This is a genomic window from Streptomyces sp. NPDC016562, from assembly GCF_043076955.1.
Taxonomy (GTDB): domain Bacteria; phylum Actinomycetota; class Actinomycetes; order Streptomycetales; family Streptomycetaceae; genus Streptomyces.
In genome coordinates this window covers 77,452-103,905 of sequence record NZ_JBIBRZ010000001.1, presented here as the reverse complement: position 1 = coordinate 103,905, position 26,454 = coordinate 77,452, and the positions used below count along the sequence as shown (strand labels likewise).

Sequence of the window (26,454 nt, the reverse complement as noted above, 5' to 3'; positions counted from 1 at the left end):
GGTGCCGCCCAGGTCGACGATCCCGGAGTGTGGGGGCGCAGGAATGGGCGGAACAGAAGCGATACGCAGGGGCAAGGACGGCCGCGGCGGGCTCGGCAACGTGTTGTCGGGCATCGCCGTGGCCGTCGGCTTCGCGCTCTTCCTCGGCGGCTTCGTGTGGGGGGCGCTCGTCTACCAGCCCTACACCGTGCCGACCGACTCGATGATGCCGACGGTGCGGCCCGGGGACCGGGTGCTCGCCCAGCGCATCGACGGCGGTGAGGTGCGCCGCGGGGACGTGGTCGTCTTTACTGATTCCATGTGGAGCGACGCGCCCATGGTCAAGCGGGTCGTCGGCATCGGCGGCGACACCGTGAAGTGCTGCGGAGCGGCCGGCGAGCTCACGGTGAACGGCACCCCGCTGGACGAGCCGTACGCCGACGACACCAAGCCCGACACGGGGCTCACCATGCCGCCCGGCCAGGCCGCGCCCGCCGGGACCCCCTTCGAGGTGACGGTCCCCGAGGGGAACCTCTTCCTGCTGGGCGACCGGCGCAGCTCCTCGCTGGACTCCCGGGCGCACCTGCAGGAGGCCGGACAGGGGACCGTGCCCCGGTCGGCGGTCAGCGCCCGCGTCGACGCCCTGGCCTGGCCTTCCGTGAGGATGCTGGAGCGACCGGGGACGTACGCCGCCCTGCCGGGCGGGACCTCCCGGCCCGGGCCGCTGCGCCTCCAGGTGGCGGCGGTGGCGGCCGGAGCCGCCCTGGTGCTGCTGGGGGCCGCGTACGGGCCCCTCGCACGGGTCATGGGCCGCGGCCGGCGCCGGGAGCGGTCCGGTGTCAGCTGACCCGGCCGCAGGTCACGCCCACCGGCAGGTGTCGCGGGTGATCCTGCTGGACCCCGAGGACCGGATCCTGCTGCTGCACGGCTTCGAGCCGGCGGACCCCGCGGTCGACTGGTGGTTCACCCCCGGCGGCGGGCTGGAGGGCGCGGAGAGCCGCGAGCAGGCCGCGCTGCGCGAGCTGGCGGAGGAGACGGGGATCACAGAGGTGGAGCTGGGGCCGGTGCTGTGGCACCGCTACTGCTCCTTTCCCTTCGACGGGCGGCGCTGGGACCAGGACGAGTGGTACTTCCTGGCACGTACCACCCAGACGGCGACCGAGATGGGCGGCCTCACCGAGCTGGAGCGGCGCAGCGTGACCGGAGCCAGATGGTGGACCTCCGAGGAACTTCTGGCGGCCCGTGAGACGGTGTACCCGACCAGGCTCGCCGAGCTGCTCCGTGCACTGCTCGACGAGGGTCCTCCGCGCGCGCCGGTGGTCCTGGCCCCGGAAATCGTTTAGGGGCGCATGACCCTGGCGCACAATAGGGGGACGCACGGCTGAAGGGGAACATGCCATGAGTGCCGAGGACCTCGAAAAGTACGAGACCGAGATGGAGCTGAAGCTCTATCGGGAGTACCGCGACGTCGTCGGGCTGTTCAAGTATGTGATCGAGACCGAACGCCGTTTCTACCTCACCAACGACTACGAGATGCAGGTGCACTCGGTCCAGGGCGAGGTGTTCTTCGAGGTCTCGATGGCCGATGCCTGGGTCTGGGACATGTACCGGCCGGCCCGCTTCGTGAAGCAGGTGCGGGTGCTGACCTTCAAGGACGTGAACATCGAGGAGCTCAACAAGAGCGACCTCGAACTGCCCGGCAGCTGAGCTTCACCCGGGAGAGCCATCCGGGGGGCCTTCACCCGGGAGGGTGACGGGGTTATCCACAACGGCCGGGTCGTCCACCAAGATCCACGGGGTGGGCGGGGGCGCGCGATCGTCGGTACCGGAGGTGGTGCCGGATGAACGCGAAGGGCGTGGCACAGCAGGCATTGGGGCGGTACGGCGAGGAGCTCGCGGCGCGGCGGCTGACCGAGGCCGGCATGACCGTGATCGCACGGAACTGGCGGTGCCGCGGCGGGGAGATCGACATCGTCGCGCAGGACGGGGACGCCCTCGTCATGTGCGAGGTCAAGACCCGCCGGGAAGGCGATTTCGAACACCCCATGGCCGCCGTGCGGCCCGCCAAGGCCGAGCGCTTACGCACGCTCGCCGGGCGCTGGCTCGCCGACCACGGGGGACCACCCCCGGGCGGGGTGCGCATCGACCTCGTCGGAGTCCTGCTGCCGCGGCGCGGCGCGCCCCTGGTGGAACACGTCAGGGGGGTGGCCTGATGGGTTTCGCGCGGGCCTGCTCGGTGGCCCTGGTCGGGGTCGACGGCGTGGTCGTCGAGGTCCAGGCCGACCTGGAGCCCGGGGTGGCCGCCTTCACGCTGGTCGGGCTTCCCGACAAGACGCTGGTCGAGAGCCGGGACCGGGTGCGCGCGGCCGTGGTCAACTCGGGCGCGGCCTGGCCGCAGAAGAAGCTCACGGTCGGGCTCAGCCCGGCCTCCGTACCGAAATCCGGCGCCGGCTTCGACCTGGCCGTCGCGGCCGCCGTGCTCGGGGCCGCCGAGGTGATCGACCCGGCGGCGATCGCCGACCTCGTCCTCATCGGGGAGCTGGGGCTGGACGGCCGGGTGCGTCCGGTCCGGGGCATCCTGCCGGCGGTCCTCGCCGCGGCCGAGGCGGGATACCGGCAGGTGGTGGTGCCGCAGCAGTGCGCCGCCGAGGCCGCGCTCGTGCCGGACGTGTCCGTGCTCGGCGTGCGCAGCCTGCGCCAGCTGATCGCGGTCCTGACCGACGGGGTGGTCCCGGAGGAGGATCCGCCCGGCCCGCCCGGCCGCCCCGACCCGATACTGGCCGGGCTGCTCGTCCCGGGGGCGAGCCTGGGCACCGGCCTCGCGCCGGGCCGCGCCGGCCAGGGGGACTGCCCGGACTTCCCCGACCTCGCGGACGTCGCCGGCCAGCACACCGCCCGCCGCGCCCTGGAGGTCGCGGCCGCGGGCGGGCACCACCTCTTCCTCAGCGGACCGCCGGGTGCGGGCAAGACCATGCTGGCCGAGCGGCTGCCCTGGATCCTGCCGCCGCTCAGCCGCCAGGACTCCGTGGAGGTCACGGCCGTCCACTCGGTCGCGGGAATCCTCCCGCCCGGCGAACCGCTGGTCTCCCGGCCGCCCTACTGCGCCCCGCACCACTCGGCGACCATGCAGTCCCTGGTCGGCGGCGGGACCGGTATCCCCAGGCCGGGGGCGGTCTCCCTGGCACACCGGGGGGTGCTGTTCCTGGACGAGGCCGCCGAATTCCACAGCCGGGCGCTGGACGCGCTGCGCCAGCCCCTGGAATCGGGGAACGTGGTCATCGCCCGGGCCGCCGGGGTGGTGCGGCTCCCGGCCCGGTTCCTGATGGTGCTCGCCGCGAACCCCTGCCCGTGCGGGCGCCACACGCTGCTGGGAGCCGGGTGCGAATGCCCGCCCTCGGTGATCCGGCGCTATCAGGCGCGGCTGTCCGGGCCGCTGCTCGACCGGGTCGACCTGCGGGTGGAGGTCGAGCCCGTGACCCGCTCCGACCTGCTCGGGCAGGGCGGCCGCGGGGAGTCCACCGCGGTGGTCGCCGACCGGGTCCGCGAGGCCAGGGAGCGCGCCGCGGCCCGGCTGGCCGACACCCCCTGGCGGCTCAACTCCGAAGTGCCCGGGCAGGAACTGCGGACCCGCTGGCAGGCGGGCCCCGGCGCACTGGCCCAGGCCGAGCGGGACCTGGAGCGGGGGCTGCTCACCGCGCGCGGGCTGGACCGGGTCCTGCGGGTCGCCTGGACCGTGGCCGACCTGCGGGCGCGGGACCGGCCCGAGGCGCTGGACGTGGCGGTGGCACTGGAGCTGCGGACCGGGATCGCCCGCGGGGCGATGGCGGCGCCGGGGGCGACGCCGTGACCGGGCCCGGGGAGGACGAACTGCTCGCGCGGGCGGCGCTGACACGGGTCCTGGAGCCCGGGGAGGGACACGGCGGGCGGTGGCTGCGCGCGTACGGCGCCGTGGGGCTGATACGGCTGCTGACCGGCCCCGGACCGCGGCCGCCCGCGCTGCCGGGGGTGGGGCCCGAGCGGCTCGCGGGGTACCGCGGGCGGGCGGCGCTGGCCGACCCGCGCCAGGACCTCGCGCTGGCCGCGGAGGCGGGAGCCCGATTCGTGTGCCCCGGCTCGGCGGAGTGGCCGACGCAGCTCGACGACCTCGGCGACGCCCGGCCCGTCGGGCTGTGGCTGCGGGGCCGGCCGAACCTGCGGAGCTGGGCGCTGCGCTCCGTCGCCGTGGTGGGGGCCCGCGCCTGCACCCCGTACGGCGCCCACATGGCCCAGGCGCTGGCCGGGGGGCTCGCCGAGCGGGGCTGGGTCGTGGTCTCCGGGGCCGCGTTCGGGATCGACGGCGCGGCCCACCGCGGGGCGCTCGCCGCCGGAGGGGCGACCGCCGCGGTGCTGGCCTGCGGGGTGGACGTCGCCTACCCCCGCGGACACGCCGGCCTGCTGGGCCGCATCGCCGCACAGGGGCTGGTCATCGGGGAACTGCCACCCGGCAGCCATCCGACCCCCAGCCGGTTCGTCCTGCGCAACCGGGTCATCGCCGCCCTCACCCGGGGCACGGTCGTCGTGGAGGCCGCCGTGCGCAGCGGTTCCCTCGTCACCGCCCGGCAGGCGCAGAAGCTCGGGCGTTTCACGATGGGCGTCCCGGGTCCCGCCACCAGCGGACTCTCCACCGGGGTGCACGAGCTGCTGCGGGGCGAGGCCGTGCTCGTCACCGACGCGGCGGAGGTGGCCGAACTGGTCGGCGCCATCGGCGAGCTGGCTCCCGAACGGCGCGGACCGGTCCTCGCCCGGGACCTGCTGGCGCCGGAGACCGTTCGTGTGCTCGACGCACTCCCGGCCGGACGCCCGGCGGACCCGGCGGAGGTGGCACGTGCCTGCGGCATCGGCGCCGATGAAGTCATCGGCAGACTGTACGAACTTCACTCTCTGGGGTTCGTCGAACGGCAGGGCGACGGCTGGCAGTTGAGCAGACAAACGGCAGGAGCGGGTACACAAACCGGTGCCACCCGGCGAGGCGGTCGTTGACCTGGGGTGTTCCGGTGAAAGAGTGAAAGCGATGAGAGACGCGGTCCTCCCGGTGGCAGTCGCCGGGACCGTGCGCCAGGCGCCGGTCCCGGGTCGCCCGCGCGAGCCGGGAGGCCTTTGCGCCCCCGCGTCATCCCGTACTCTTCGCGCACCGCGACACTCTCGTCACGCTACGCTCCCAAGGAATCCGGCTCCGGCAAAGGCGAAGCATGCCCCAGCACACCTCAGGGTCTGACCGCGCTGCGGTGCCCCCCGCGGCCCGTGGCAGTGAGCGGTCCACCGCGCCCTCGTCCCTGGAGGTGCTGTGGCGTTCGTACAAGGAGTCGGGTGACGAGCGGCTGCGGGAGCAGCTGATCCTGCACTACTCACCCCTGGTGAAGTACGTCGCCGGACGCGTCAGCGTCGGCCTGCCGCCCAATGTGGAACAGGCGGACTTCGTCTCCTCCGGGGTCTTCGGACTGATCGACGCCATCGAGAAGTTCGACATCGACCGGTCGATCAAGTTCGAGACGTACGCGATCACCCGCATCCGCGGCGCGATGATCGACGAACTGCGCGCGCTGGACTGGATCCCCCGCTCGGTGCGGCAGAAGGCGCGGGCCGTCGAGCGGGCCTACGCCACGCTGGAGGCCCAGCTGCGGCGCACCCCGACGGAGGGCGAGGTCGCCGGCGAGATGGGGATCGCCGTGGAGGATCTCCACGCCGTCTTCAGCCAGTTGTCGCTGGCGAACGTGGTCGCCCTGGAGGAGCTGCTGCACGCCGGCGGGGAGGGCGGCGACCGCCTCTCCCTGATGGACACCCTGGAGGACACGGCCGCCGACAACCCGGTGGAGGTGGCGGAGGACCGCGAGCTGCGCCGCCTGCTGGCGCGCGCCATCAACACCCTGCCCGAGCGGGAGAAGACGGTGGTGACCCTCTACTACTACGAGGGCCTCACGCTCGCCGAGATCGGCAACGTGCTGGGTGTCACCGAGAGCCGGGTCAGCCAGATCCACACCAAGTCCGTGCTGCAACTGCGTGCGAAGTTGGCGGATGTGGGCCGGTGAGCTTGCGGCACCTCCGTAAAGTGGACGCGTGCCCAGGATTCGAGCGGCCTCCGTGGCCGAGCACCGGTCGATGCAGCGCGGCGCCCTCTTGGACGCCGCGCGTTCCCTGCTGTCCGAAGGCGGGACGGAGGCGCTGACCTTCCCCGCCCTCGCGGAGCGGACCGGGCTGGCCCGGTCCTCCGTCTACGAGTACTTCCGCTCCCGCGCCGCCGTGGTCGAAGAGCTGTGCGCGGTGGACTTCCCCGTGTGGGCCGCCGAGATCGAGGCGGCGATGGAACACGCGCCGTCGCCCGAGGCGAAGGTCGAGGCCTACGTACGCAGCCAGTTGGGGCTGGTGGGGGACCGCCGGCACCGGGCGGTGGTCGCCATCTCGGCGAGCGAGCTCGACGCCGGGGCGCGGGAGAAGATCCGTGCGGCGCACGGGGGGCTGGTCGCGATGATCGTCGAGGCGTTGAGCTCCCTGGGACATGCGGAGCCCCGCCTGGCGGCGATGCTGCTCCAGGGGGTCGTGGACGCGGCGGTACGGCGGATCGAGCTCGGCGCCGCCGAGGACCCCGAGGTCGTCACCGAGGCGGCCGTGGCGATGGCCCTGCGGGGCGTCCGGGGCTGAGGCCCCCGGGGCCGAGGTCCCCGGAGCCGCCGCCCCCGTCCGGGCCGGCGCCCGGCAGCAGGCGGGGAGTGGGCCGGGGGAGCAGGGTGAAGGGGTTGAGGTACGCCTCGCCGGCCAGAAGGCCCCAGTGCAGGCACGGCTCCGGGCAGTGGGAGCCCTCCGTCAGGACCGCCACCACCTGGCCCGCAGTGACCTCCTCGCCCTCCGTGACCAGCGGCCGGACCGGCTCGTAGGTCGTGCGCAGGCCGCCGGGCAGCGTGAGCGAGAGGACACCGCGGCCCGCGACCTGCCCGGCGTAGTGCACCCGGCCCGCCCCGACCGCCCGTAGCTCCGCGCCCACCGGGGCGGACAGGTCCACCCCGCGGTGCCCGGCCGCGTACGGCGTCGGCGGCGGGTCCCACCAGCGGGCCACGGACAGGGGCGCGGGCAGCGGGCGGACCCCCGGGACGGCGGCCTGGGCCAGGGTCAGGAGAAGGCTGAGCAGCAGTGTCGTCATGGCGCACAGCGTCGCGCGTCCGGCGGGCCCGCGGCCGGGCCTGTGGACAGGCCGGACACTGTGGACAACGGCGTCACCCGGCATACCACCGGGTCCCGTACACTTCTTGTGGCGATCCGGGTCACCGGGTCGACTTCGCACGCCCCAGCACCGGCCCTAAACGGCCAGGTGACAGCGTCTCTCGGTCCCTCATCGGGGCAGGGCGCGGCGGGGCGTCAGGAACCAAACCGAGAAACCAAGGAGATGGCCATGGCCGTCGTCACGATGCGGGAGCTGCTGGAAAGCGGCGTCCACTTCGGTCACCAGACCCGCCGTTGGAACCCGAAGATGAAGCGCTTCATCTTCACGGAGCGCAACGGCATCTACATCATCGACCTGCTGCAGTCGCTGTCGTACATCGACCGCGCCTACGAGTTCGTGAAGGAGACCGTCGCGCACGGTGGCTCCATCATGTTCGTCGGTACCAAGAAGCAGGCCCAGGAGGCCATCGCCGAGCAGGCGACCCGCGTGGGTATGCCGTACGTCAACCAGCGGTGGCTGGGTGGCATGCTCACCAACTTCTCCACCGTCTACAAGCGCCTTCAGCGTCTGAAGGAGCTTGAGGCGATCGACTTCGAGGACGTCGCCGCCTCGGGTCTCACCAAGAAGGAGCTCCTGGTCCTCTCCCGCGAGAAGACCAAGCTGGAGAAGACCCTCGGTGGTATCCGCGAGATGTCGAAGGTCCCCAGCGCCGTCTGGATCGTCGACACCAAGAAGGAGCACATCGCCGTCGGTGAGGCGCGCAAGCTCCACATCCCGGTCGTCGCGATCCTCGACACCAACTGTGACCCCGACGAGGTCGACTACAAGATCCCGGGCAACGACGACGCGATCCGCTCCGTCACCCTGCTCACCCGCGTGATCGCCGACGCCGTCGCCGAGGGCCTCATCGCCCGCTCCGGCGCTGCGACCGGCGACTCGAAGCCGGGCGAGAAGGCCGCTGCCGAGCCGCTCGCCGAGTGGGAGCGCGACCTGCTCGAGGGCGACAAGAAGGCCGACGACGCCGCTGAGGCCGCTCCGGCCGAGGCCGCCGCCGAGACCGTCGAGGCCCCGGCCGCCGAGGCCGCCCCGGCCGCCGACGCCGAGCAGGCCTGACCCACTGAGAGGACCCGGCGTTCACGCGCCGGGCACTCACAGCACGGACGATGACGGCGGGGGAGCCGCGCCCAAGGCGCGGCGCCTCCGCCGTTCACCCGTAGATCTACGACTTCGAGAGAGAATCACAGACTCATGGCGAACTACACCGCCGCTGACGTCAAGAAGCTCCGCGAGCTCACCGGCGCCGGCATGATGGACTGCAAGAACGCGCTGGTCGACTCCGACGGCGACGTCGACAAGGCCATGGAAGCGCTCCGTATCAAGGGCCAGAAGGGCGTCGCCAAGCGCGAGGGCCGTTCTGCCGAGAACGGTGCCGTCGTCGACCTCATCGCCGCCGACCACACCTCCGGTGTCCTCGTCGAGCTGAAGTGCGAGACGGACTTCGTCGCCAAGGGCGAGAAGTTCCTGGCCGTCGCCAACCAGCTGGCCGCGCACGTCGCCGCCACCTCCCCGGCGGACATCGAGGCGCTGCTCGCGTCCGAGATCGAGCCCGGCAAGACCGTCCAGGCGTTCGTGGACGAGGCCAACGCCAACCTCGGCGAGAAGATCGTCCTGGACCGCTTCGCGCAGTTCACCGGCGGTTACGTGGCGTCGTACATGCACCGCACGATGCCCGACCTGCCGTACCAGATCGGTGTCCTCGTCGAGCTCGACAAGGAGAACGCCGAGGTGGCCCGCGGCATCGCGCAGCACATCGCCGCGTTCGCCCCGCAGTGGCTCTCCAAGGAAGACGTTCCGGCCGAGAAGGTCGAGTCCGAGCGTCGCATCGCCGAAGAGGTCACCCGCGCGGAGGGCAAGCCCGAGGCCGCCCTCCCGAAGATCGTCGAGGGTCGCATCAACGGCTTCTTCAAGGACGCCACGCTGCTCGGCCAGCCGTACGCGCTGGACAACAAGAAGTCCGTCCAGAAGGTTCTGGACGAGGCCGGTGTCACCCTGAAGCGGTTCAGCCGCATCAAGGTCGGCATCTGAGTCCGTCCGTACGCGACGGACACCGGACCCCGGTAGGGTCTGAGGCAGTCGTCCGCGCTTGCGCGAGACGACCGCAGATCTGACGAGGAGGCCATTGCCGCAAAGGGAACCGCGAGGACCCACCGGCAATGGCCTTCTTCGTATGTGCACGAGGAGATCTCCATGAATCAGGGCGTGGACCCCCACACCGCATCCGACGACAAGAGCGACCAGAAGAAGAAGGGCCGCCGCTTCATGCTGAAGCTGTCGGGCGAGGCCTTCTCCGGTGGCGGAGGACTGGGCGTCGACCCCGACGTCGTCCACGCCATCGCGCGTGAGATCGCCGCGGTCGTCCGCGACGGCGCGGAGATCGCCATCGTGATCGGCGGCGGCAACTTCTTCCGCGGCGCCGAACTCCAGCAGCGCGGCATGGACCGTGCCCGGTCCGACTACATGGGCATGCTCGGCACGGTCATGAACTGCCTCGCCCTCCAGGACTTCCTGGAGAAGGAAGGCATCGACTCCCGCGTGCAGACGGCCATCACGATGGGCCAGGTCGCCGAGCCGTACATCCCGCTGCGTGCCGTGCGGCACCTGGAGAAGGGCCGCGTCGTCATCTTCGGCGCCGGCATGGGCATGCCGTACTTCTCCACCGACACCACGGCCGCCCAGCGCGCCCTGGAGATCGACGCCGAGGCCCTGCTCATGGGCAAGAACGGGGTCGACGGGGTCTACGACTCCGACCCGAAGAAGAACCCGGACGCGGTGAAGTTCGACGCGCTGGAGTACGGCGAGGTGCTCTCGCGCGATCTCAAGGTCGCCGACGCCACCGCCATCACGCTCTGCCGCGACAACAAGCTGCCGATCCTCGTCTTCGAGCTGCTCGCCGAAGGCAATATCGCCCGCGCCGTCAAGGGTGAGAAGATCGGCACGCTCGTCAGCGACCAGGGAACCCGGGTCTGAGCGGTCCGACGCCGGACCGAGCCCGGACCGGACCCGTCCGCCCCGCCCGCCTGAACCATCCATTCAAGACATGCAGGAGCACGTGGTGACCGAAGAGATCCTCCTCGAGGCCGAGGAGAAGATGGAAAAGGCCGTCGTCGTCGCCAAGGAAGACTTCGCCGCGATTCGCACCGGCCGTGCGCACCCGGCGATGTTCAACAAGATCGTGGCGGAGTACTACGGCGCCATCACGCCCATCAACCAGCTCGCCTCCTTCTCGGTGCCCGAGCCGCGCATGGCGATCGTGACGCCGTTCGACAAGAGCGCCCTGCGCAACATCGAGCAGGCGATCCGCGACTCCGACCTCGGTGTCAACCCGAGCAACGACGGCAGCATCATCCGGGTGACCTTCCCCGAGCTGACGCAGGACCGCCGCAAGGAGTACATCAAGGTCGCCAAGAACAAGGCCGAGGACTCCAAGGTCTCCATCCGCGCCGTCCGCCGCAAGGCGAAGGACGCCCTCGACAAGCTCGTCAAGGACAAGGAGGCCGGCGAGGACGAGGTGCGCCGGGCCGAGAAGGAGCTCGACGACACCACCGCGAAGTACGTCGCGCAGGTGGACGAGCTCCTCAAGCACAAGGAAGCCGAGCTCCTCGAAGTCTGATGAACGACTCTTCCTGGCAGCCGGAGCCGGTTCCGGCGGGTCCCGCATACGATGCGCAGGTGGGCCCGCACACTCGGCCCATGCCCATCGTGCCCGATGCCGCCGGCCGTGACTTCGACGACCGGGAAGCACGCGATCGGGGGGCCGCCGAGGACGGCGGCCCCTTCTTCCGCGCCGAGACGCCGCCGCAGGAGCCCATGCCCAGCCCCCCGCCTCCGCACGCCCCGCACCCGCAGGGCGCCCCGACCCCGCCGCCGAAGAAGCGCGCGGGGCGGGACCTGCGCGCCGCCATAGGGGTCGGTGTCGGTCTCGGTGCGGTGATCTTCGCCTCGTTGCTGATCGTCAAGGCCGTCTTCGTCGGTGTCGTCGTCGTCGCCGTCGTGGTCGGCCTGTGGGAGCTCACCTCCCGGCTGCAGGAGCAGAAGGGCATCAAGGCCCCGCTGGTCCCGCTCGCGGTCGGCGGCGCGGCCATGGTCATCGCCGGATACGTCCGGGGGGCCGAGGGCGCCTGGGTCGCCATGGCGCTGACCGTGCTGGCGGTCCTGGTGTGGCGGATGACGGAGCCGCCCGAGGGCTACCTCAAGGACGTCACGGCGGGCGCCTTCGCGGCGTTCTACGTGCCCTTCCTGGCCACCTTCGTCGCGATGCTGCTGACCGCAGACGACGGTCCGCAGCGCGTGATCACCTTCCTGCTCCTGACCGTGGTCAGCGACACCGGGGCCTACGCGGTCGGCTGGCGCTTCGGGAAGACCAAGCTCGCGCCGCGCATCAGCCCCGGCAAGACCCGCGAGGGCCTGTTCGGCGCGGTGGCCTTCGCCATGGCGGCCGGCGCGCTGTGCATGGAGTTCCTGATCGACGGCGGTTCCTGGTGGCAGGGCCTGCTGCTCGGCCTCGCCGTCGCGGTCAGCGCCACCCTGGGCGACCTGGGCGAGTCGATGATCAAGCGGGACCTGGGCATCAAGGACATGGGGACCCTGCTTCCCGGACACGGCGGCATCATGGACCGCCTGGACTCGCTGCTCCCCACCGCCCCGGTGGTGTGGCTGCTGCTGGCCCTCTTCGTCGGAACCGGCTGAGCGGGGCCGACCGGGCCCGGGCGGTTACTCTTGAAAGGCGTGCTGCTTCTGCGGCGCGCCTTTCGTCTTACGAGGAGTACCTGCCATGGCCCGCCCTGTTCCGGGAGAGCTCACCTTCGTCGCCCCGCGCGGAGCCAAGAAGCCGCCCCGGCACCTCGCCGACCTCACGCCGGAGGAGCGCCGCGAGGCGGTCGCCGCGATCGGTGAGAAGCCCTTCCGGGCCAAGCAGCTCTCCCAGCACTACTTCGCGCGCTACGCGCACGACCCGGCCGAGTGGACGGACATCCCCGCGGCCTCCCGCGAGAAGCTCCAGCAGGAGCTCCTCCCGGACCTGATGAACGTGGTCCGTCACATCTCCTGCGACAACGACACCACGCGCAAGACCCTGTGGAAGCTGCACGACGGCACCCTCGTCGAGTCCGTGCTGATGCGCTACCCCGACCGGGTCACGATGTGCATCTCCTCGCAGGCCGGCTGCGGCATGAACTGTCCGTTCTGCGCCACCGGCCAGGCCGGTCTGGACCGCAACCTGTCGACCGCCGAGATCGTGCACCAGATCGTCGACGGCATGCGCGCCCTGCGCGACGGCGAGGTCCCCGGCGGCCCCGCCCGGCTGTCGAACATCGTTTTCATGGGCATGGGCGAGCCGCTCGCCAACTACAACCGGGTGGTCGGCGCCATCCGCCGGCTCACCGACCCGGAGCCCGACGGCCTGGGCCTGTCCCAGCGCGGGATCACCGTCTCCACCGTCGGCCTGGTCCCGGCCATGCTGCGGTTCGCCGACGAGGGCTTCAAGTGCCGTCTCGCCGTCTCGCTGCACGCGCCCGACGACGAGCTGCGCGACACCCTGGTCCCCGTGAACACCCGCTGGAACGTCCGCGAGGTCCTCGGCGCGGCCTGGGAGTACGCGGAGAAGTCCGGCCGCCGGATCTCGATCGAGTACGCCCTGATCCGCGACATCAACGACCAGGCCTGGCGCGGTGACCTGCTGGGCAAGCTGCTCAAGGGCAAGCGCGTCCACGTCAACCTGATCCCGCTGAACCCGACGCCGGGCTCCAAGTGGACCGCCTCGCGCCCCGAGGACGAGAGGGCCTTCGTGGAGGCCATCGCCCGTCACGGCGTGCCCGTGACCGTACGCGACACCCGCGGCCAGGAGATCGACGGCGCGTGCGGCCAGCTGGCCGCTTCGGAGCGCTAGGAGCCCTAGGAGCGCTTGGAGCACTGGATTCCGCTTCCGTTCTGCATGATTCGGCCACGGGGTACCCTGTGGCCGAACCAATTTCATATTCCGACAGGGGAGCGCCACAGCGCTGAGAGTGCGGCAACCGTCATCCGCAGACCCTCTGAACCTCGCCCCGGTCATTCGGGGTAGGAAGTTCGGTCACCACTCAAGCTGTTGCGCCCTGCCCGGCGTCCGCTCGCACTGAGCGCCGGGCGGGGCCGCGTCTTCTCCTGGTCATCCCAGGAGGAATCACCAGTGAGCACCACCAAGAAGATCGCGGGCGCCGCGCTCGCGGCCGCGCTGGGCGTCAGCACGCTCAGCGCCTGCGGCGGCGACGCCGAGGACAAGACCGCCGGCGCCGGCGAGAGCCCGAAGTCCAAGACCGTCACCCTCGTCTCGCACGACTCCTTCAACGTGACCGACACGGTCCTGAAGGAGTTCGAGCAGCAGAGCGGCTACACCGTCAAGGTGCTGAAGTCCGGGGACGCCGGCGCGGCACTGAACCAGGAGATCCTCACCAAGGGCTCGCCGCGCGGCGACGTCTTCTTCGGGGTGGACAACACCCTGCTCTCGCGCGCCCTCGACAACGGTCTCTTCACGCCGTACGAGGCCAAGGGCCTGGCCGAGGTGAAGCCCGAGTACGTGCTCGACAAGGAGCACCGCGTCACCCCGGTCGACTCCGGCGACATCTGCGTCAACTACGACAAGGCGTACTTCGCGGACAAGAAGATCGCCCCGCCGCAGACGCTGGACGACCTGATCAAGCCGGAGTACAAGAACCTGCTGGTCACCGAGAACGCCGCGACCTCCTCGCCCGGCCTCGGCTTCCTCCTCGCCTCCGTCGGCAAGTACGGCGATGGGGGCACCTCCCAGGGCGAAGCCTCTGGGGGAGGGTGGAAGGACTACTGGAGCAAGCTGAAGGCCAACGGCGTCGAGGTCGTCGACGGCTGGGAGCAGGCCTACAACGAGCGCTTCTCCGGCTCGGCGGGCGGCAAGAAGGCCAAGGGCGACCGCCCGCTGGTCGTCTCCTACGCCTCCAGCCCCCCGGTCGAGGTGCTGTACGGCGAGCCGCAGCCGGCCGAGGCCCCGACGGGCGTCGCCACCGGCACCTGCTTCCGCCAGATCGAGTTCGCGGGTCTGCTGAAGGGGGCGAAGAACGAGGAGGGCGGCAAGGCGCTCGTCGACTTCCTGATCAGCAAGAAGTTCCAGGAGGACATGCCGCTCCAGATGTTCGTGAACCCGGTGACGGCGAACGCCGCCCTGCCGGAGCTGTTCACCAAGCACGGCGCGGTCGTCGAGAAGCCCGAGAACGTCGCTCCGCAGACCATCGCCGAGAACCGTGAGCAGTGGGTCAAGGCATGGACCGCGCTCGTCGTGAAGTAAGCGGTACGAAGGTTCCGCGCGCGGCGCCGGGGGGCGCCGCGGCGGTCCCCGGCCCCGCCGGGACGGCCGTCAGGGCGACCGCCGTGCGGCTCGCCCTGATGGCCGTTCCCCTCGCCTTCTTCGGGCTGTTCTTCGCCTACCCCGTCGCCGCGATCGTCGGGCGCGGCCTCAAGACCGCCGACGGGTGGCAGTTCGGCCGGATCGGCGAGGTGATCACCCGGCCCGACATCGCCGGAGTGCTGTGGTTCACCACATGGCAGGCGCTCGCCTCCACCGCGCTCACGCTGCTGATCGCACTCCCCGGCGCGTACGTCTTCGCGCGCTTCGAGTTCCCCGGCAAGCAGGTGCTGCGCGCCGTGGTGACCGTGCCGTTCGTGCTGCCGACCGTGGTCGTCGGCACCGCCTTCCTGGCCCTCGTCGGCCGGGGCGGGCTGCTGGACGAGGTGGCGGGCGTACGGCTCGACACCACGGTCTGGGCCATCCTCCTCGCGCACGTCTTCTTCAACTACGCCGTCGTCGTCCGCACGGTCGGCGGGCTGTGGGCCCAGCTGGATCCCCGCCAGGAGGAGGCCGCCCGGGTGCTGGGCGCGGGCCGGTTCGCCGCCTGGCGGCGGGTGACGCTGCCCGCCCTGGCCCCCTCCGTGGCCGCCGCCTCGCTGATGGTGTTCCTGTTCACCTTCAGCTCCTTCGGCGTCGTACTCATCCTGGGCGGGCCCTCGTACTCCACGCTTGAGGTGGAGGTCTACCGGCAGACCGCACAGCTCCTGGACCTGCCCACGGCCGCCGTGCTGACGATGGTGCAGTTCGCCGCGGTCGGCGCCGTCCTCGGCGTGCACGCCTGGACCGTGCGCAAGCGCGAGACCGCGCTCCGGCTGGTCGACCCCGGCCGGACCACGCACCGCCCCCGCGGCCTGGCGCAACGCGCCCTGCTGGGCGGGGTGTTGCTGACGGTGGCGCTGCTGATCGTGCTGCCGCTCGGCGTGCTGGTGGAACGGTCCTTCGACACCCCCGGCGGCTACGGCCCCGGCTTCTACGAGGCCCTCCAGGACGCGGGCGCCGGTGGCGGGACCTTCCTGGTGCCGCCGCTGGACGCCATCGGCAACTCCCTGCGGTACGCGCTCGCCGCCACCGCGATCGCCCTGGTCATCGGGGGTCTCGCCGCCGCGGCCCTGACCCGGCGCGGCGGCCGCTTCGTACGCGGCTTCGACGCGCTGCTGATGCTCCCGCTCGGCGTGTCCGCCGTCACCGTGGGCTTCGGCTTCCTCATCACCCTGGACGGGCCGCCGCTGGACCTGCGGACCTCGTGGATCCTGGTGCCGTTGGCCCAGGCGCTGGTGGGGGTGCCCTTCGTCGTGCGGAGCATGCTGCCGGTGCTGCGCGCGGTGGACGGGCGGCTGCGGGAGGCGGCCGCGGTGCTCGGCGCGTCCCCCTGGCGGGCCTGGCGGGAGGTGGACCTGCCGCTGGTGCGGCGGGCGTTGCTGATCGCGGCCGGGTTCGCCTTCGCGGTGTCGCTGGGCGAGTTCGGCGCGACCGTCTTCATCGCGCGGCCGGACCAGCCGACCCTGCCGGTCGCCGTGGCGCGGCTGCTGGGCCGGGCCGGAGAGCTGAACTACGGGCAGGCGATGGCCCTGAGCACGATCCTGATGCTGGTGTGCGCGGTCTCCCTGCTGCTGCTGGAGCGACTGCGACCTGACAAGACCGCCGGAGAGTTCTGATGACACTGCTTCAACTGGAAGGGGTGTCGGTCCGCTTCGGCGAGCGCGCCGTGGTGGACCGCGTGGACCTGGAGGTCGCCGAGCACGAGACCGTGTGCGTGCTCGGACCGAGCGGAAGCGGCAAGTCCACGCTGCTGCGGGTCGTCGCCGGGCTCCAGCGGCCCTCCGAGGGCCGCGTCCTGCTGGGCGGCGCCGACCAGGCCGGGGTGCCGGTGCACCGGCGGGGCGTGGGCCTGATGTTCCAGGACCACCAGCTCTTCCCGCACCGGGACGTCGGAGGGAACGTCGCCTTCGGCCTGCGGATGCGGGGCGCCGGACGGGCCGCCTGCACCTCCCAGGTCGCGGAACTCCTGGAGCTCGTGGGCCTGCCGGGGGCCCAGGGCCGCGCGGTGGCCTCCCTGTCGGGCGGCGAACAGCAGCGCGTGGCCCTGGCCCGGGCGCTGGCGCCGTCACCGCGGCTCCTGATGCTCGACGAACCACTGGGGCAGCTGGACCGGGGCCTGCGGGAGCGGCTCGTGGTGGAGCTTCAGACCCTGTTCACCCGGCTGGGGACGACGGTGCTGGCCGTCACGCACGACCAGGGGGAGGCCTTCGCGCTGGCGGACCGGGTGGTGGTGATGCGGGACGGCCGGATCGCGCAGGCCGGGACCCCGCTGGAGGTGTGGCAGCGGCCCGCGTCGGAGTTCGTGGCGCGCTTCCTCGGCTTCGAGAACGTGGTCCCGGCGACGGTCTCGGGCGGCGCGGCCGGGACGCCCTGGGGCAAGGTCCCGGTCCCGGCCGGGTCCCCGGAGGGGGAGCAGCGCCTGCTGATCCGCCCCGCCGGGGTCGTGCTCTGCGAGGCGGGCCTGCCGTGCGAGGTGCTCTCCCGCACCTTCCGCGGTACGCACGTCGCGCTGCTGCTGAGGCCGCAGGCCGGGCCCGTACTGGAAGCGGAATGCGGGCTGGCCGGCGCCCCGGCGGTCGGCGACCGCGTCGCGGTCACCTTCACCCCGGCCGAGGTCGTCGTCCTTCCGGACGCCGCCGCCTAGGCGGCGCGGATCCCGTCGCAGGCGATCGGCAGGTGGCGCGGGCCGCGCAGGACCGCGTTCTGGCGGTACGGGGGCGGGTCCTCCAGCAGGCGGGGGTTCTCCAGCCGGCGGGCCAGTTCGCTCAGCGCCAGCTGGGCCTCAAGCCGGGCCAGCGGCGCCCCGAAGCAACTGTGGATCCCGCTGCCGAGGCCCAGGTGCTGGATGTCGGCGCGGTCCGGGTCGAAGCGGTCGGCGTTCGCGAACCGCCGCGGGTCGCGGTTCCCGGACGCCAGGATCAGCCAGAGCGAGGCGCCCTTGGGGATGGTGACCCCGCTGACCTCGATCTCGGCGAGGGTGCTGCGCTGGGGCAGCAGCTGCACCGGAGGCTCGTACCGCAGCAGCTCCTCGACGATCGGCACCGACAGGCCCGGGTCCTCACGCAGCCGCTGCAGCACCTCCGGGTGGCGCAGCAGGGTCAGCATGCCGTTGGTGATCAGGTTGACCGTGGTCTCGTGGCCCGCGATCAGCAGGAGCCCGGCGGTGCTGAGGACCTCCATCGTCGTCATCGTGCCATCGGGGCCGCCGTCCATCGCGAGGTGGGACAGCATGTCGTCGCCGGGGCTCTTGCGCCGCTCCTCGATCAGCCCGGCCAGGTACATACCCAGTTCCATGCGGGCGTCCTGCGCGCCCTTCCTGCCCTGCGCCGGATCGGCGTCCGGGTCGGGATCCAGGCTGGCCGCCAGCGTGTCGGCCCACACGTGGAAGCGCGGCTCGTCCTCGTGCGGCACGCCGAGCAGCCGGCAGATGACCGTGACCGGGAAGGGGTACGAGAACCGATCGACCAGGTCGATCCGGTCCGCCGCTCCCGTGTCGGCGATGTCGTCGATCAGCCCGGAGACGATGCCGCCGAGCTCGCCGCGCATGTCGTACACCCGGTGGGGGGTGTGCGGCGGGCCGAAGGGCCGGTTCGTCATCCGGCGCAGCCGGTCGTGCTCGGGCGGGTCGAGCTTCAGGAAGGCCGGGGGCAGGACGGTGTCCTGCGTTTCCTCCTGCACCAGCGGGTCATCCGCCGCCGACTCCAGATTGCGGGAGTCCGAACTGATCCGCGGGTCGTGTAGCAGGCTCTGGATCTCCCAGTACGTACTGACGACGTACGGGCCGTCCTCGTCGTGGGACACCGGCGTCTTGCGGAGCTCCTCGTACAGGGGATACGGATCGGCGCGGCTGTCGTAGTCGATGATCCGCCGCAGGATGGCTTGGGTCATGGCAGGTCCTCGGTCAGTGGTGCGCGGGGGTGAACGTCAGCCGCCGGTCGTCCGGCGCGTAGCCGCTGAGGGTGATGGTCGGACCATGGGTGGGCACCGACGGGTCGGGGAAGTCGGCCGCCATCGGCTTGTGCCCCTCCGGCCTGCGGTCCACCGTCGCGAAGGGCGGCGGGAACGGCGCGGTCGTCTCGATCAGCTGCTGGTAGAACTGCAGCCACCGGGACTGGTCGAAGGTGACGGCGCCGATGACCCGCCCCTGGTAGCCGTACACACCGGTGAAGCGGCGCTCGTCCCGCGAGCCCTGCAAGATCATGATCTCCGTGCCCATGGAGGGCACCCCGACCGATTTGATGTTCACCCCGAACTGGGAGGACCAGAACGCCGGGACCCACATGTGGGGACGGCGGTCCGCGCTCTCGCTGAGCATGTTGTGCGCGGCCGTCTCGGCCTGGGCGACGGCATTGCCCCAGTGCTCCAGGGACAGGAACTGATAGCCGAAGAGCGCGTGCGGGGAGCGTGCCACGTCGCCCGCGACATAGATGTCGTCGGTCACGATGCCCCGGATGTCGAAGGCCCGGCACCCCGCGTCGCAGGCGATGCCCCGGGGGCCGGCGCCCAGTCCGGATCCGGCGAGCCATTCGGTGTTGCGCTGCGCGCCGAGCGAGACGACCACCACGTCGGCCTCGACGGTGGTCCCGTCGGAGAGGTGGGCGGCCCGGACCCGTCCGGAGGGGGCACCCTCCAGTCCGGTCACCATCACCCCGGTCCGCAGGTCCACCCCGTGCTCGCGGTGCATCTCGGCGGCGACCTCCCCGATGACCCCGCCGAGCGCCCCGACCAGCGGTGCGGCGCCGCGTTCGGCAACGGTGACGGGCAGGCCGCGCTCACGGCAGGCGGACGCGATCTCTGAGCCGGTGAAGCCGGCTCCGATGACGAGGACCCGGCGCGGACCGGCCGCGAGGCTGCGCTCCAGTGCGGCGCCGTCGTCGCGGGTGCGCAGGACGAAGACCCCTTCGAGCGCGCCCTCGTCCTCGTTCGGCCACGGCCGAGCCCGTACGCCGGTGGCGATCAGCAGCCGGTCGTATTCCACTTCCTCGCCGTCACCGAGCAGGACCCGGCGGCGGGCCATGTCCAGGCCGGTGGCGGGGACCCCGAGCCGCCAGTGGGCGTCGAGCGCCCGGCGGCGGGGTAGCGCGGTGCGGTCCGCGGACGCCTTGCCCAACAGGACCTGCTTGGACAGCGGGGGCCGGTCATAGGGCTCGTACGGTTCGTCGCCGATCATCGTCAGCGACCCGGCGAAGCCCTTCTCCCGCATGGTCTCCGCGGCCCGCAGGCCCGCCAGGGAGGCACCGACCACGACGATGCGGCCCTCACGCTTCAGCCGTTCCAGGGTTCCGTCACCGCTCACCGTGCGCCTCCGGAGTGGTGCGTAGGGGTTCCTCGGCCGGGTCGTACTCGACGAGGATGGCCCCGACGGGGCAAGCGGCGACGGCGCGCTCGACGTGCTCGCGCTGTTGCTCGTCCGTCTCGGGGGCGTAGAGGAGCGATTCGTCGCCGTGCATGGCGAACACGTCCGGTGCGAGGAACGCGCACTGGGCGTATCCCTGGCAGCGGTTGAGGTCGACGACAAGCCTCATGAGGCATCAGCCTTTCGGGTGGCCCGATCTTCCCCGCCGTCCCCGAGCCCCGCCGCTCGTCCCCCCGTCCCCTTCCCCTCCCAGCATGCACGCGGGAGCCGGGCACGTCATGCGGGGCACTGCACCCGCAGGTCAAGGCGTTCTTCGGGGCCCGCAAGCGGGCTATCGCAGCCGGCTCCGGAGGATGTGGACGCTGACGACGAGGGCCCAGGCCGGAAACAGCAGCTCGGACCAGGGCACGCCGGACCCCACCACGATCAGGACCAGGCCGACGACGGTGCCCAGCAGCGCCAGCGGCCTGGGGAAGATCCCGAGCCGCCGCCCCATCGTCGAGGTCGCGAGGATGAACACGGCCGCCATCCGCATGGAGTAGGTGGCGAGGACCGTGTACGCGTAGGTGCGGCCGAAATCGGAGGGCGGGTCCTGCGCCAGGACGGTTCCCGCCGCCCCGGCGGCGACGCACAGGGTGGCGACGCAGACGAAGCCGCTGCCGAGGAACACGGTGGAGACGAATTTGTCCTCGGCCTCGCCGGCGTGGGCGCGCAGCGCACCCATGAACCACAGGAAGGCGATGGCGGCGAACGGCACGATCTCCAGGGCCAGCCGCACCGCCCAGCGGTCGGCGGGGTCGACGGGCACCTCGGCGCCGTCGCCCGAGGGCAGGGCGATCCGCATCAGGACGATCGCCGCCGCGAGCAGTACGGCGAAGGCGATGCCCGCGGCTCCTGCGGCCCGGGGCGTCTGCAACCGTGCGGTCGTGGTGTCCACGCCACCCTCGCTCTCTCCCCCGTCCAGCAAGCGCCGGACGCCGGCAATCCGCCACCGGGAGCGGCCGGGCGGGTGACGGGTCGGCCCCGGCGGCTATCCGACCGCCGCCGGGACCGGGGCCTCGGCCTGTGGATCGGAGCCCTCGTGCTTGCCGTACCAGGCCACGGCCACCGCTCCGGCGACGGCCAGGACGAAGCCGAGTACGGCCAGCCACGCCAGGCCCGGGCGGGACGCGTCGCCGAGCCACAGGACGCCGATCGCGCCCGGCAGGACCGTCTCGCCGACGACCAGCGCGGCCGTGGCGCCGTTCACCGAGCCGATCTGCAGGGCGACCGTGTGCAGGTACATGCCGCCGACGCCCGCCACCAGGATGGCGTAGAGGGCCGGGTCGGACAGGAAGGTGCCGAGGTCGAACGGGTCGACGCCGTCGAGGATCCGCACGCCGACGCCCAGCGCGCCGAAGCCCAGGCCCGACAGCAGGCCCGCGAGGATCGCGGCGCCGCCGCCGAGGAGGCGTACGGCGACGGTGCCGCCCACCATCAGGAACACGGTGATCGCGAGCAGCCACCAGTGCGTGGACGTCGGGGCGTGGTGGCCGCCCTCGTGGCCCGCCGCCGTGGCCAGCAGCACCAGCGCGGTGCAGACGACCCCGATCGAGGTCCACTCCTTGCGCGTCAGCCGGATGCCCAGCATCTTCACGCTCAGCACGGCCGTGATCACCAGGTTGGCGCTGATCACCGTCTGGGACAGGAACAGGGGCAGGAGGCGGGCGGCCAGGGCGCCCAGCCCGAAGCCCACGAAGTCCAGGATCGTGCCGACGATGAATTCCCAGGTCATCGCCGCCTTCGCGGTGGACGACAGGTTGGGGCCGCCGTGGGCGGTCACTCCGGCGGCGGTCGGGGACATGCGCGCGGCGCGGCGCGATCCGACGGCTTGCAGCACGGATCCCGTGCCGTAGCAGATGGACGCCGCGACAGCGGTCAGCAGGCCTATGAGCACCAAGGGCTCCGTTCACGTCTGGCAGGTTTTGCGGTACCTCTGCCAGACGTGGAAATCGGCCGGGACGTTGCCTGCGAGCCTCAGCTCATTGACGCGAGGACGTCCGGAACCTCGTCCACCGAGTCGACGAGCGCGATCCGGGATTCCATCGCGCGGCCGCGCGCCAGGACCCGGAGCAGCGGCCACGCCGGGAGGTGCTCGGTCCAGTGCGCGCGTCCGACCAGGATCATCGGGGCAGGCTCGCCCCGGGACGCGTAGTAGTTCGGCGTGGCGCTGTCGAAGATCTCCTGGACCGTGCCCGCCGCGCCGGGCAGGAAGACCACGCCCGCGCCGGAGCGTGCCAGCAGACCGTCCTCCCGGGTGGCGTTCGCGAAGTACTTCGCGATGTGGCCCGCGAAGGGGTTCGGCGGCTCGTGCCCGTAGAACCAGGTCGGGATGCCCACCGAGTCGCCGCCGCCGGGCCAGCGGTCGCGTACGGCGAAGGCCGCCCGCGCCCAGTCCGACACCGACGGGGTGAAGGAGGGGACCTTGGCCAGCAGCTCCAGCGCCTCCCCGAGGGCCGCGTCGGGGGCCGGCGCCAGGTAGGCGCCGAGGTTGGCGGCCTCCATCGCGCCGGGACCGCCGCCGGTGGCGACCGTCAGACCGGACCGGGTCAGGGCCCGGCCCAGCTCGGCCGCGCCCCGGTACTCCGCACTGCCGCGGGCCATGGCGTGGCCGCCCATCACACCCGCCACCCGGGCACCGGCGAGGTGCTCGTCGAGCGCGTCGGAGATCGCGTCGTCGTGTACGGACCGCAGCATCGAGGAGAAGACGTCGGCGTCGGCCTTGGTCTCCTGGAACCAGGCGTAGGCCTGGGCGTCCTGCGTGGCCTCGTACCCCTCGCCCAGACCGGCGAACAGCTCCTCGGGGCTGTAGAGCAGCCCCCGGTACGGGTTGAACGGCAGGTCCGGTACGGGCGGGAAGACCAGCGCGCCGTCGCCGCGGACCTTCGCCGCTGCGTCGGGCTCCATCGCGCAGCCCAGGAACACGGCCGCCGAGGTGTCGACGGACAGCAGCGCGAAGGTCCGCTCCAGCAGGTTGACCGACTGGATCCGGTAGCCGCTGAGCGAGCCGCGGGCCACGACCTGGTCGAATTCGGCGAGCGTCTCGATCTCGATGGCGTTGACCATTCGGCCCACACTAAGGGGTGCTCCGTCAGCGGGTCAGGGCCATCGACGTCAGCTGCGCCACACCCCAGCTGAGCGGCAGGCACACGGCCAGGAGCGCGGTGGCGCGCAAACTCGCCGCCGTCCGCAGGACCTTGGCGGAGGCGCCCAGGTCCCGCAGCGCCTCGCGTTCGGCGGCCCGCCTCTGTCGGGCCTCCACCGTGGATGTGAGAAGGGTCGCGGTGGCGCACAGGGCGACCAGGGCCGCGGCCGGTCCGGTCAGCGGGCCCAGGGGGACGTCCAGCCCGCCCCGGTCGTGCAGGGCCAGGGCCGTGAGGGCCCCCGCGCCGACGGAGCACAAAACCCCCAGCGGCGGACCGATCCGGGGGGCCTCCTCCTGGAGGGCCCGCCCGGCCAGCAGCCGGAGCCCGCCCGGGCGTACGGCCTGGACCAGGCTCCCGCACGCGTAGGCGAGGCCGGGGCCGGCGAGGGCGAGCCCGACCGCGGTCAGCGACCAGCCGACGAGCATCGCGGCCCCGCCCCGGCCCGTGTAGGCCAGGGCGGCCAGTCCGCACGCGGTCAGCGCGATCCCCCACGGCAGCCCGGTCTGCGGAGCCGGCGGGGTGTGCGGGCGCAGCGCGAGGGCGGTGGCGGCCGAGGCGGCCAGCGGGACCAGGGCCAGCAGGGTGAGACAGGCCGCCACGGGCAACGGCTGCCCGGCGTGGAGCAGTCCGGCCCCGGCCCCGTCGAAGGGCAGCCCGGCCAGGTCCCCGCGCAGGTGGAGGAAGGCCGCCAGGGCCAGGGCGCTGCCCAGGACGCAGGCCACGGCGGTGGAGATCACGGCGACGAGCATGAGCCGTACGGGTCCCAGCCCGGCGGCGTCCAGCCCCTCGCGGGGTCGGGTCGCGGGGTCGGCGCGGGCCACGGCGACGGCGAAGTGGACGGTGGCGGCCAGCGGGATCAGCGCCCACAGCAGGCGAGGGAACGATCCGGCGGGCCGGGCCACGGCTCCCGCGAGCACGTAGAGCAGCAGGAATCCGGTACCGGCCGAAGCGGCGGCGACCAGGAGCCGCCGCAGCTGGACCAGCGGCCGGGCACCGCGGGCTAGGCGGAGAGCGAGCACGCGGCCTGACCCTCCGGGGTGTCGGCGCCGGGCGCGGAGCCCGCCGCGGCCCCGGCCAGGCGGCCGTCGAGCAGGGCCACGCTCCGGTCCGCGACGGCCGCGGTCGCCTCGTCGTGGGTGGCCAGCAGCACGGTGATCTCGTGGGAGCGGGCCGCGGTGGTCAGGGTCCGCAGCAGCAGGGCGCGCTCGGTGCGGTGCAGCGGGGCCGTGGGCTCGTCGGCGAAGATCACCGCGGGCACGTTGACCAGGGCCCGGGCCAGGGCGACCCGCTGGGCCTCGCCGCGGCTCAGCGCGCGGGGGCGCTTGCGGGCGAATCCGCCGATGTCCAGGCGCTCCAGCCATTCACAGGCGGCGTGCTTGGCGCTGCGGTGGGAGGCTCCGGCGAGCAGCAGCGGCAGGGCCGCGTTCTCCCAGACCTTGAGCTCGGGCAGCAGCTGGGGCTCGGGGCCGATCCAGCCGAAGCGGTCGCGGCGCAGCCGTTCGCGGCTCAGCGTGCCCATGGTGTGCACGGGGAGGCTGTTGAACCAGACCTCGCCCTGCTCGGGCGAAAGCTGCCCGGACAGGCAGCGGAGCAGGGTGGTCTTCCCGCTGCCGCGGGGACCGGTCAGGGCCAGGATCTCGCCCTGCCGCACGCCCAGACTGATCCCGGCGAGTGTCGGGGAACTGCTGTGGGAGTAGTGCAGGGACCGTGCCCAGAGGACGTCATTGTCAGGCGGGGCATTTTCCGGTGGAGCCACCATGGCGTACACCTCCGTCCGAGGGAACGAAGCGGAGCCCGCTGAAGTCACTGGGCCGCATGGAGATGTAAAGAGATGAACGTCCGGGATGGCGACAGCACACGGCCCGGACCCCCGCGTTCTCACTCGAACGGAGGATCCGGGCCGTGTGGTCGGACGATTTAAGGCCTGGTTACAGCTTCGTCCACGCCTCGGTGAGCACCGAGCGCAGGATGCCCTCGATCTCGTCGAAGGTGCCCTGGTCCGCGATCAGCGGCGGCGCGAGCTGGATCACCGGGTCGCCGCGGTCGTCGGCCCGGCAGTACAGGCCGTTCTCGAAGAGCGCCTTGGAGAGGAAGCCGTAGAGCACGCGCTCGGTCTCCTCGTCCGTGAAGGACTCCTTGGTGACCTTGTCCTTGACGAGCTCGATGCCGTAGAAGTAGCCGTTGCCGCGGACGTCGCCGACGATCGGCAGGTCGTGCAGCTTCTCCAGCGTCGAGCGGAAGGCGTCCTCGTTGTTCAGCACGTGCTGATTGAGGCCTTCCTTGTCGAAGATGTCCAGGTTGGCGATGGCCACGGCGGAGGACACCGGGTGTCCGCCGAAGGTGTAGCCGTGCAGGAAGGTGTTCTCGCCCTTGTAGAACGGCTCGGCGATGCGGTCCGAGACGATGCAGGCACCGATCGGGGAGTAGCCCGAGGTCATGCCCTTGGCGCAGGTGATCATGTCCGGCACGTAGCCGAACTTGTCACAGGCGAACATCGTGCCGAGGCGGCCGAAGGCGCAGATCGTCTCGTCGGAGACGAGCAGCACGTCGTACTGGTCGCAGATCTCGCGGACCCGCTGGAAGTACCCGGGCGGCGGCGGGAAGCAGCCGCCGGCGTTCTGCACCGGCTCCAGGAAGACGGCGGCGACGGTGTCGGCGCCCTCGAAGAGGATCTCCTGCTCGATCTGGTCGGCGCACCAGCGGCCGAAGGCCTCGGGGTCGTCGCCGTAGATCGGGGCACGGTAGATGTTGGTGTTCGGCACCTTGTGGGCGCCGGGCACCAGCGGCTCGAAGGGAGCCTTGAGGGCCGGCAGGCCCGTGATGGACAGGGCGCCCTGCGGGGTGCCGTGGTAGGCGACCGCACGCGAGATGACCTTGTACTTGGTGTGCTTGCCCTGCAGCTTGAAGAACTGCTTGGCGAGCTTCCAGGCGGTCTCGACGGCCTCGCCGCCACCGGTGGTGAAGAAGACCTTGTTCAGGTCGCCCGGAGCGTAGTTCGCGAGGCGCTCGGCGAGCTCCACGGCCTTGGGGTGGGCGTACGACCAGACGGGGAAGAAGGCGAGTTCCTGGGCCTGCTTGTAGGCGACCTCGGCCAGTTCCTTGCGGCCGTGACCTGCGTTGACCACGAACAGTCCGGCGAGACCGTCGAGGTAGCGCTTGCCCTTGTCGTCGAAGATGTAGGTGCCCTCACCACGCACGATGGTGGGGACGGGTGCGTTCTCGTACGACGACATGCGGGTGAAGTGCATCCACAGATGGTCGTAGGCGGTCTTGGAGAGGTCCTGGCTCACGG

General features: G+C 72.0%; 27 protein-coding genes and 1 riboswitch. Of the genes, 17 read left to right on the top strand and 10 right to left on the bottom strand.

The window, feature by feature from the left end; translation table 11 throughout:
* The first annotated feature begins 43 nt into the window (after window positions 1-43).
* The 8 genes from lepB (at window position 44) to ACF059_RS00425 (ending at window position 6,654) form a co-directional block, all read left to right on the top strand.
* On the top strand, window positions 44-826 hold the full coding sequence (gene lepB / locus ACF059_RS00460; protein ID WP_392049624.1) for a signal peptidase I: 783 nt from the start codon (window positions 44-46) through the stop codon (window positions 824-826).
* Window positions 816-1,322, top strand: coding sequence for an NUDIX hydrolase (locus ACF059_RS00455; protein ID WP_392049621.1), 507 nt, complete (start codon window positions 816-818; stop codon window positions 1,320-1,322). Before lepB ends, ACF059_RS00455 begins: the two co-directional genes overlap by 11 nt.
* Window positions 1,323-1,377: 55 nt before the next feature.
* Entirely contained in the window at window positions 1,378-1,686 is a 309-nt protein-coding gene (locus tag ACF059_RS00450) for a DUF2469 domain-containing protein (protein WP_005311352.1), read from the top strand.
* Between the two features lie 134 nt (window positions 1,687-1,820).
* Window positions 1,821-2,192 (top strand): YraN family protein, encoded by a 372-nt coding sequence (locus ACF059_RS00445; protein WP_392049619.1) that lies wholly within the window; start codon window positions 1,821-1,823, stop codon window positions 2,190-2,192.
* Window positions 2,192-3,826 carry a YifB family Mg chelatase-like AAA ATPase gene (locus ACF059_RS00440; protein WP_392049616.1) on the top strand — a complete coding sequence of 545 codons (1,635 nt, stop codon included), beginning with the start codon at window positions 2,192-2,194 and terminating at the stop codon, window positions 3,824-3,826. The genes ACF059_RS00445 and ACF059_RS00440 overlap by 1 nt, the downstream gene beginning before the upstream one ends.
* Window positions 3,823-4,998 carry a DNA-processing protein DprA gene (dprA, locus tag ACF059_RS00435; RefSeq protein WP_392049613.1) on the top strand — a complete coding sequence of 392 codons (1,176 nt, stop codon included), beginning with the start codon at window positions 3,823-3,825 and terminating at the stop codon, window positions 4,996-4,998. The genes ACF059_RS00440 and dprA overlap by 4 nt, the downstream gene beginning before the upstream one ends.
* Window positions 4,999-5,207: 209 nt before the next feature.
* Window positions 5,208-6,044 (top strand): RNA polymerase sigma factor WhiG, encoded by an 837-nt coding sequence (gene whiG / locus ACF059_RS00430; protein ID WP_361942021.1) that lies wholly within the window; start codon window positions 5,208-5,210, stop codon window positions 6,042-6,044.
* Between the two features lie 52 nt (window positions 6,045-6,096).
* On the top strand, window positions 6,097-6,654 hold the full coding sequence (locus ACF059_RS00425; RefSeq protein ID WP_360894765.1) for a helix-turn-helix domain-containing protein: 558 nt from the start codon (window positions 6,097-6,099) through the stop codon (window positions 6,652-6,654).
* On the opposite strand, the gene ACF059_RS00420 is transcribed toward ACF059_RS00425, so the two are convergent.
* Window positions 6,608-7,150 carry a M23 family metallopeptidase gene (locus ACF059_RS00420; protein ID WP_392049610.1) on the bottom strand — a complete coding sequence of 181 codons (543 nt, stop codon included), beginning with the start codon at window positions 7,148-7,150 and terminating at the stop codon, window positions 6,608-6,610. The genes ACF059_RS00425 and ACF059_RS00420 overlap by 47 nt on opposite strands.
* Window positions 7,151-7,399: 249 nt before the next feature.
* Here ACF059_RS00420 and rpsB point away from each other — a divergent pair, with 249 nt between their 5' ends.
* The 9 genes from rpsB to ACF059_RS00375 all read left to right on the top strand — a co-directional run bounded on the left by rpsB (window position 7,400) and on the right by ACF059_RS00375 (window position 17,265).
* Entirely contained in the window at window positions 7,400-8,284 is an 885-nt protein-coding gene (rpsB, locus tag ACF059_RS00415) for a 30S ribosomal protein S2 (RefSeq protein ID WP_392049608.1), read from the top strand.
* Between the two features lie 135 nt (window positions 8,285-8,419).
* Window positions 8,420-9,256, top strand: a complete 837-nt coding sequence (gene tsf / locus ACF059_RS00410; protein WP_392049606.1) for a translation elongation factor Ts — start codon at window positions 8,420-8,422, stop codon at window positions 9,254-9,256.
* Window positions 9,257-9,418: 162 nt separating this feature from the next.
* A complete protein-coding gene (gene pyrH / locus ACF059_RS00405) occupies window positions 9,419-10,198 on the top strand; it encodes a UMP kinase (RefSeq protein ID WP_360894485.1) in 780 nt (259 codons plus the stop codon).
* An 85-nt stretch (window positions 10,199-10,283) separates the two neighbouring features.
* Window positions 10,284-10,841: a ribosome recycling factor gene (gene frr, locus ACF059_RS00400; protein ID WP_361942192.1), complete on the top strand. Its 558-nt coding sequence runs from the start codon at window positions 10,284-10,286 to the stop codon at window positions 10,839-10,841.
* Complete coding sequence (locus tag ACF059_RS00395) at window positions 10,841-11,917, top strand: phosphatidate cytidylyltransferase (RefSeq protein ID WP_392049603.1); 1,077 nt, start codon at window positions 10,841-10,843, stop codon at window positions 11,915-11,917. Before frr ends, ACF059_RS00395 begins: the two co-directional genes overlap by 1 nt.
* A gap of 85 nt (window positions 11,918-12,002) precedes the next feature.
* Window positions 12,003-13,115: a 23S rRNA (adenine(2503)-C(2))-methyltransferase RlmN gene (rlmN, locus tag ACF059_RS00390; protein ID WP_366864869.1), complete on the top strand. Its 1,113-nt coding sequence runs from the start codon at window positions 12,003-12,005 to the stop codon at window positions 13,113-13,115.
* An 85-nt stretch (window positions 13,116-13,200) separates the two neighbouring features.
* Window positions 13,201-13,310: riboswitch (TPP riboswitch) on the top strand.
* An 84-nt stretch (window positions 13,311-13,394) separates the two neighbouring features.
* A complete protein-coding gene (locus ACF059_RS00385; protein WP_392049600.1) occupies window positions 13,395-14,522 on the top strand; it encodes a thiamine ABC transporter substrate binding subunit in 1,128 nt (375 codons plus the stop codon).
* A gap of 98 nt (window positions 14,523-14,620) precedes the next feature.
* Entirely contained in the window at window positions 14,621-16,237 is a 1,617-nt protein-coding gene (locus tag ACF059_RS00380; protein ID WP_392052950.1) for an ABC transporter permease, read from the top strand.
* The gene (locus tag ACF059_RS00375) at window positions 16,237-17,265 is read left to right on the top strand and encodes an ABC transporter ATP-binding protein (RefSeq protein WP_392049597.1); all 1,029 of its coding nucleotides are present in this window, start codon (window positions 16,237-16,239) and stop codon (window positions 17,263-17,265) included. Before ACF059_RS00380 ends, ACF059_RS00375 begins: the two co-directional genes overlap by 1 nt.
* Here ACF059_RS00375 and ACF059_RS00370 read toward each other — a convergent pair.
* The 9 genes from ACF059_RS00370 to ACF059_RS00330 form a co-directional block, all read right to left on the bottom strand.
* Window positions 17,262-18,509 carry a cytochrome P450 gene (locus tag ACF059_RS00370; protein WP_392049594.1) on the bottom strand — a complete coding sequence of 416 codons (1,248 nt, stop codon included), beginning with the start codon at window positions 18,507-18,509 and terminating at the stop codon, window positions 17,262-17,264. The genes ACF059_RS00375 and ACF059_RS00370 overlap by 4 nt on opposite strands.
* Window positions 18,510-18,522: 13 nt before the next feature.
* Entirely contained in the window at window positions 18,523-19,917 is a 1,395-nt protein-coding gene (locus ACF059_RS00365; RefSeq protein WP_392049592.1) for an NAD(P)/FAD-dependent oxidoreductase, read from the bottom strand.
* The gene (locus tag ACF059_RS00360) at window positions 19,907-20,146 is read right to left on the bottom strand and encodes a ferredoxin (RefSeq protein WP_392049589.1); all 240 of its coding nucleotides are present in this window, start codon (window positions 20,144-20,146) and stop codon (window positions 19,907-19,909) included. The genes ACF059_RS00365 and ACF059_RS00360 overlap by 11 nt, the downstream gene beginning before the upstream one ends.
* A gap of 162 nt (window positions 20,147-20,308) precedes the next feature.
* Entirely contained in the window at window positions 20,309-20,914 is a 606-nt protein-coding gene (locus ACF059_RS00355) for a hypothetical protein (protein WP_392049587.1), read from the bottom strand.
* A gap of 93 nt (window positions 20,915-21,007) precedes the next feature.
* On the bottom strand, window positions 21,008-21,913 hold the full coding sequence (locus tag ACF059_RS00350; RefSeq protein ID WP_392049585.1) for a hypothetical protein: 906 nt from the start codon (window positions 21,911-21,913) through the stop codon (window positions 21,008-21,010).
* Window positions 21,914-21,993: 80 nt separating this feature from the next.
* Window positions 21,994-23,082, bottom strand: a complete 1,089-nt coding sequence (locus tag ACF059_RS00345) for an LOG family protein (protein ID WP_392049582.1) — start codon at window positions 23,080-23,082, stop codon at window positions 21,994-21,996.
* Between the two features lie 25 nt (window positions 23,083-23,107).
* Window positions 23,108-24,181, bottom strand: a complete 1,074-nt coding sequence (locus ACF059_RS00340; RefSeq protein ID WP_392049579.1) for a hypothetical protein — start codon at window positions 24,179-24,181, stop codon at window positions 23,108-23,110.
* Window positions 24,163-24,921, bottom strand: a complete 759-nt coding sequence (locus tag ACF059_RS00335) for an ABC transporter ATP-binding protein (protein ID WP_392049576.1) — start codon at window positions 24,919-24,921, stop codon at window positions 24,163-24,165. Before ACF059_RS00335 ends, ACF059_RS00340 begins: the two co-directional genes overlap by 19 nt.
* A 169-nt stretch (window positions 24,922-25,090) precedes the next feature.
* The gene (locus ACF059_RS00330) at window positions 25,091-26,452 is read right to left on the bottom strand and encodes an aspartate aminotransferase family protein (protein WP_360894449.1); all 1,362 of its coding nucleotides are present in this window, start codon (window positions 26,450-26,452) and stop codon (window positions 25,091-25,093) included.
* Window positions 26,453-26,454 lie beyond the last annotated feature (2 nt).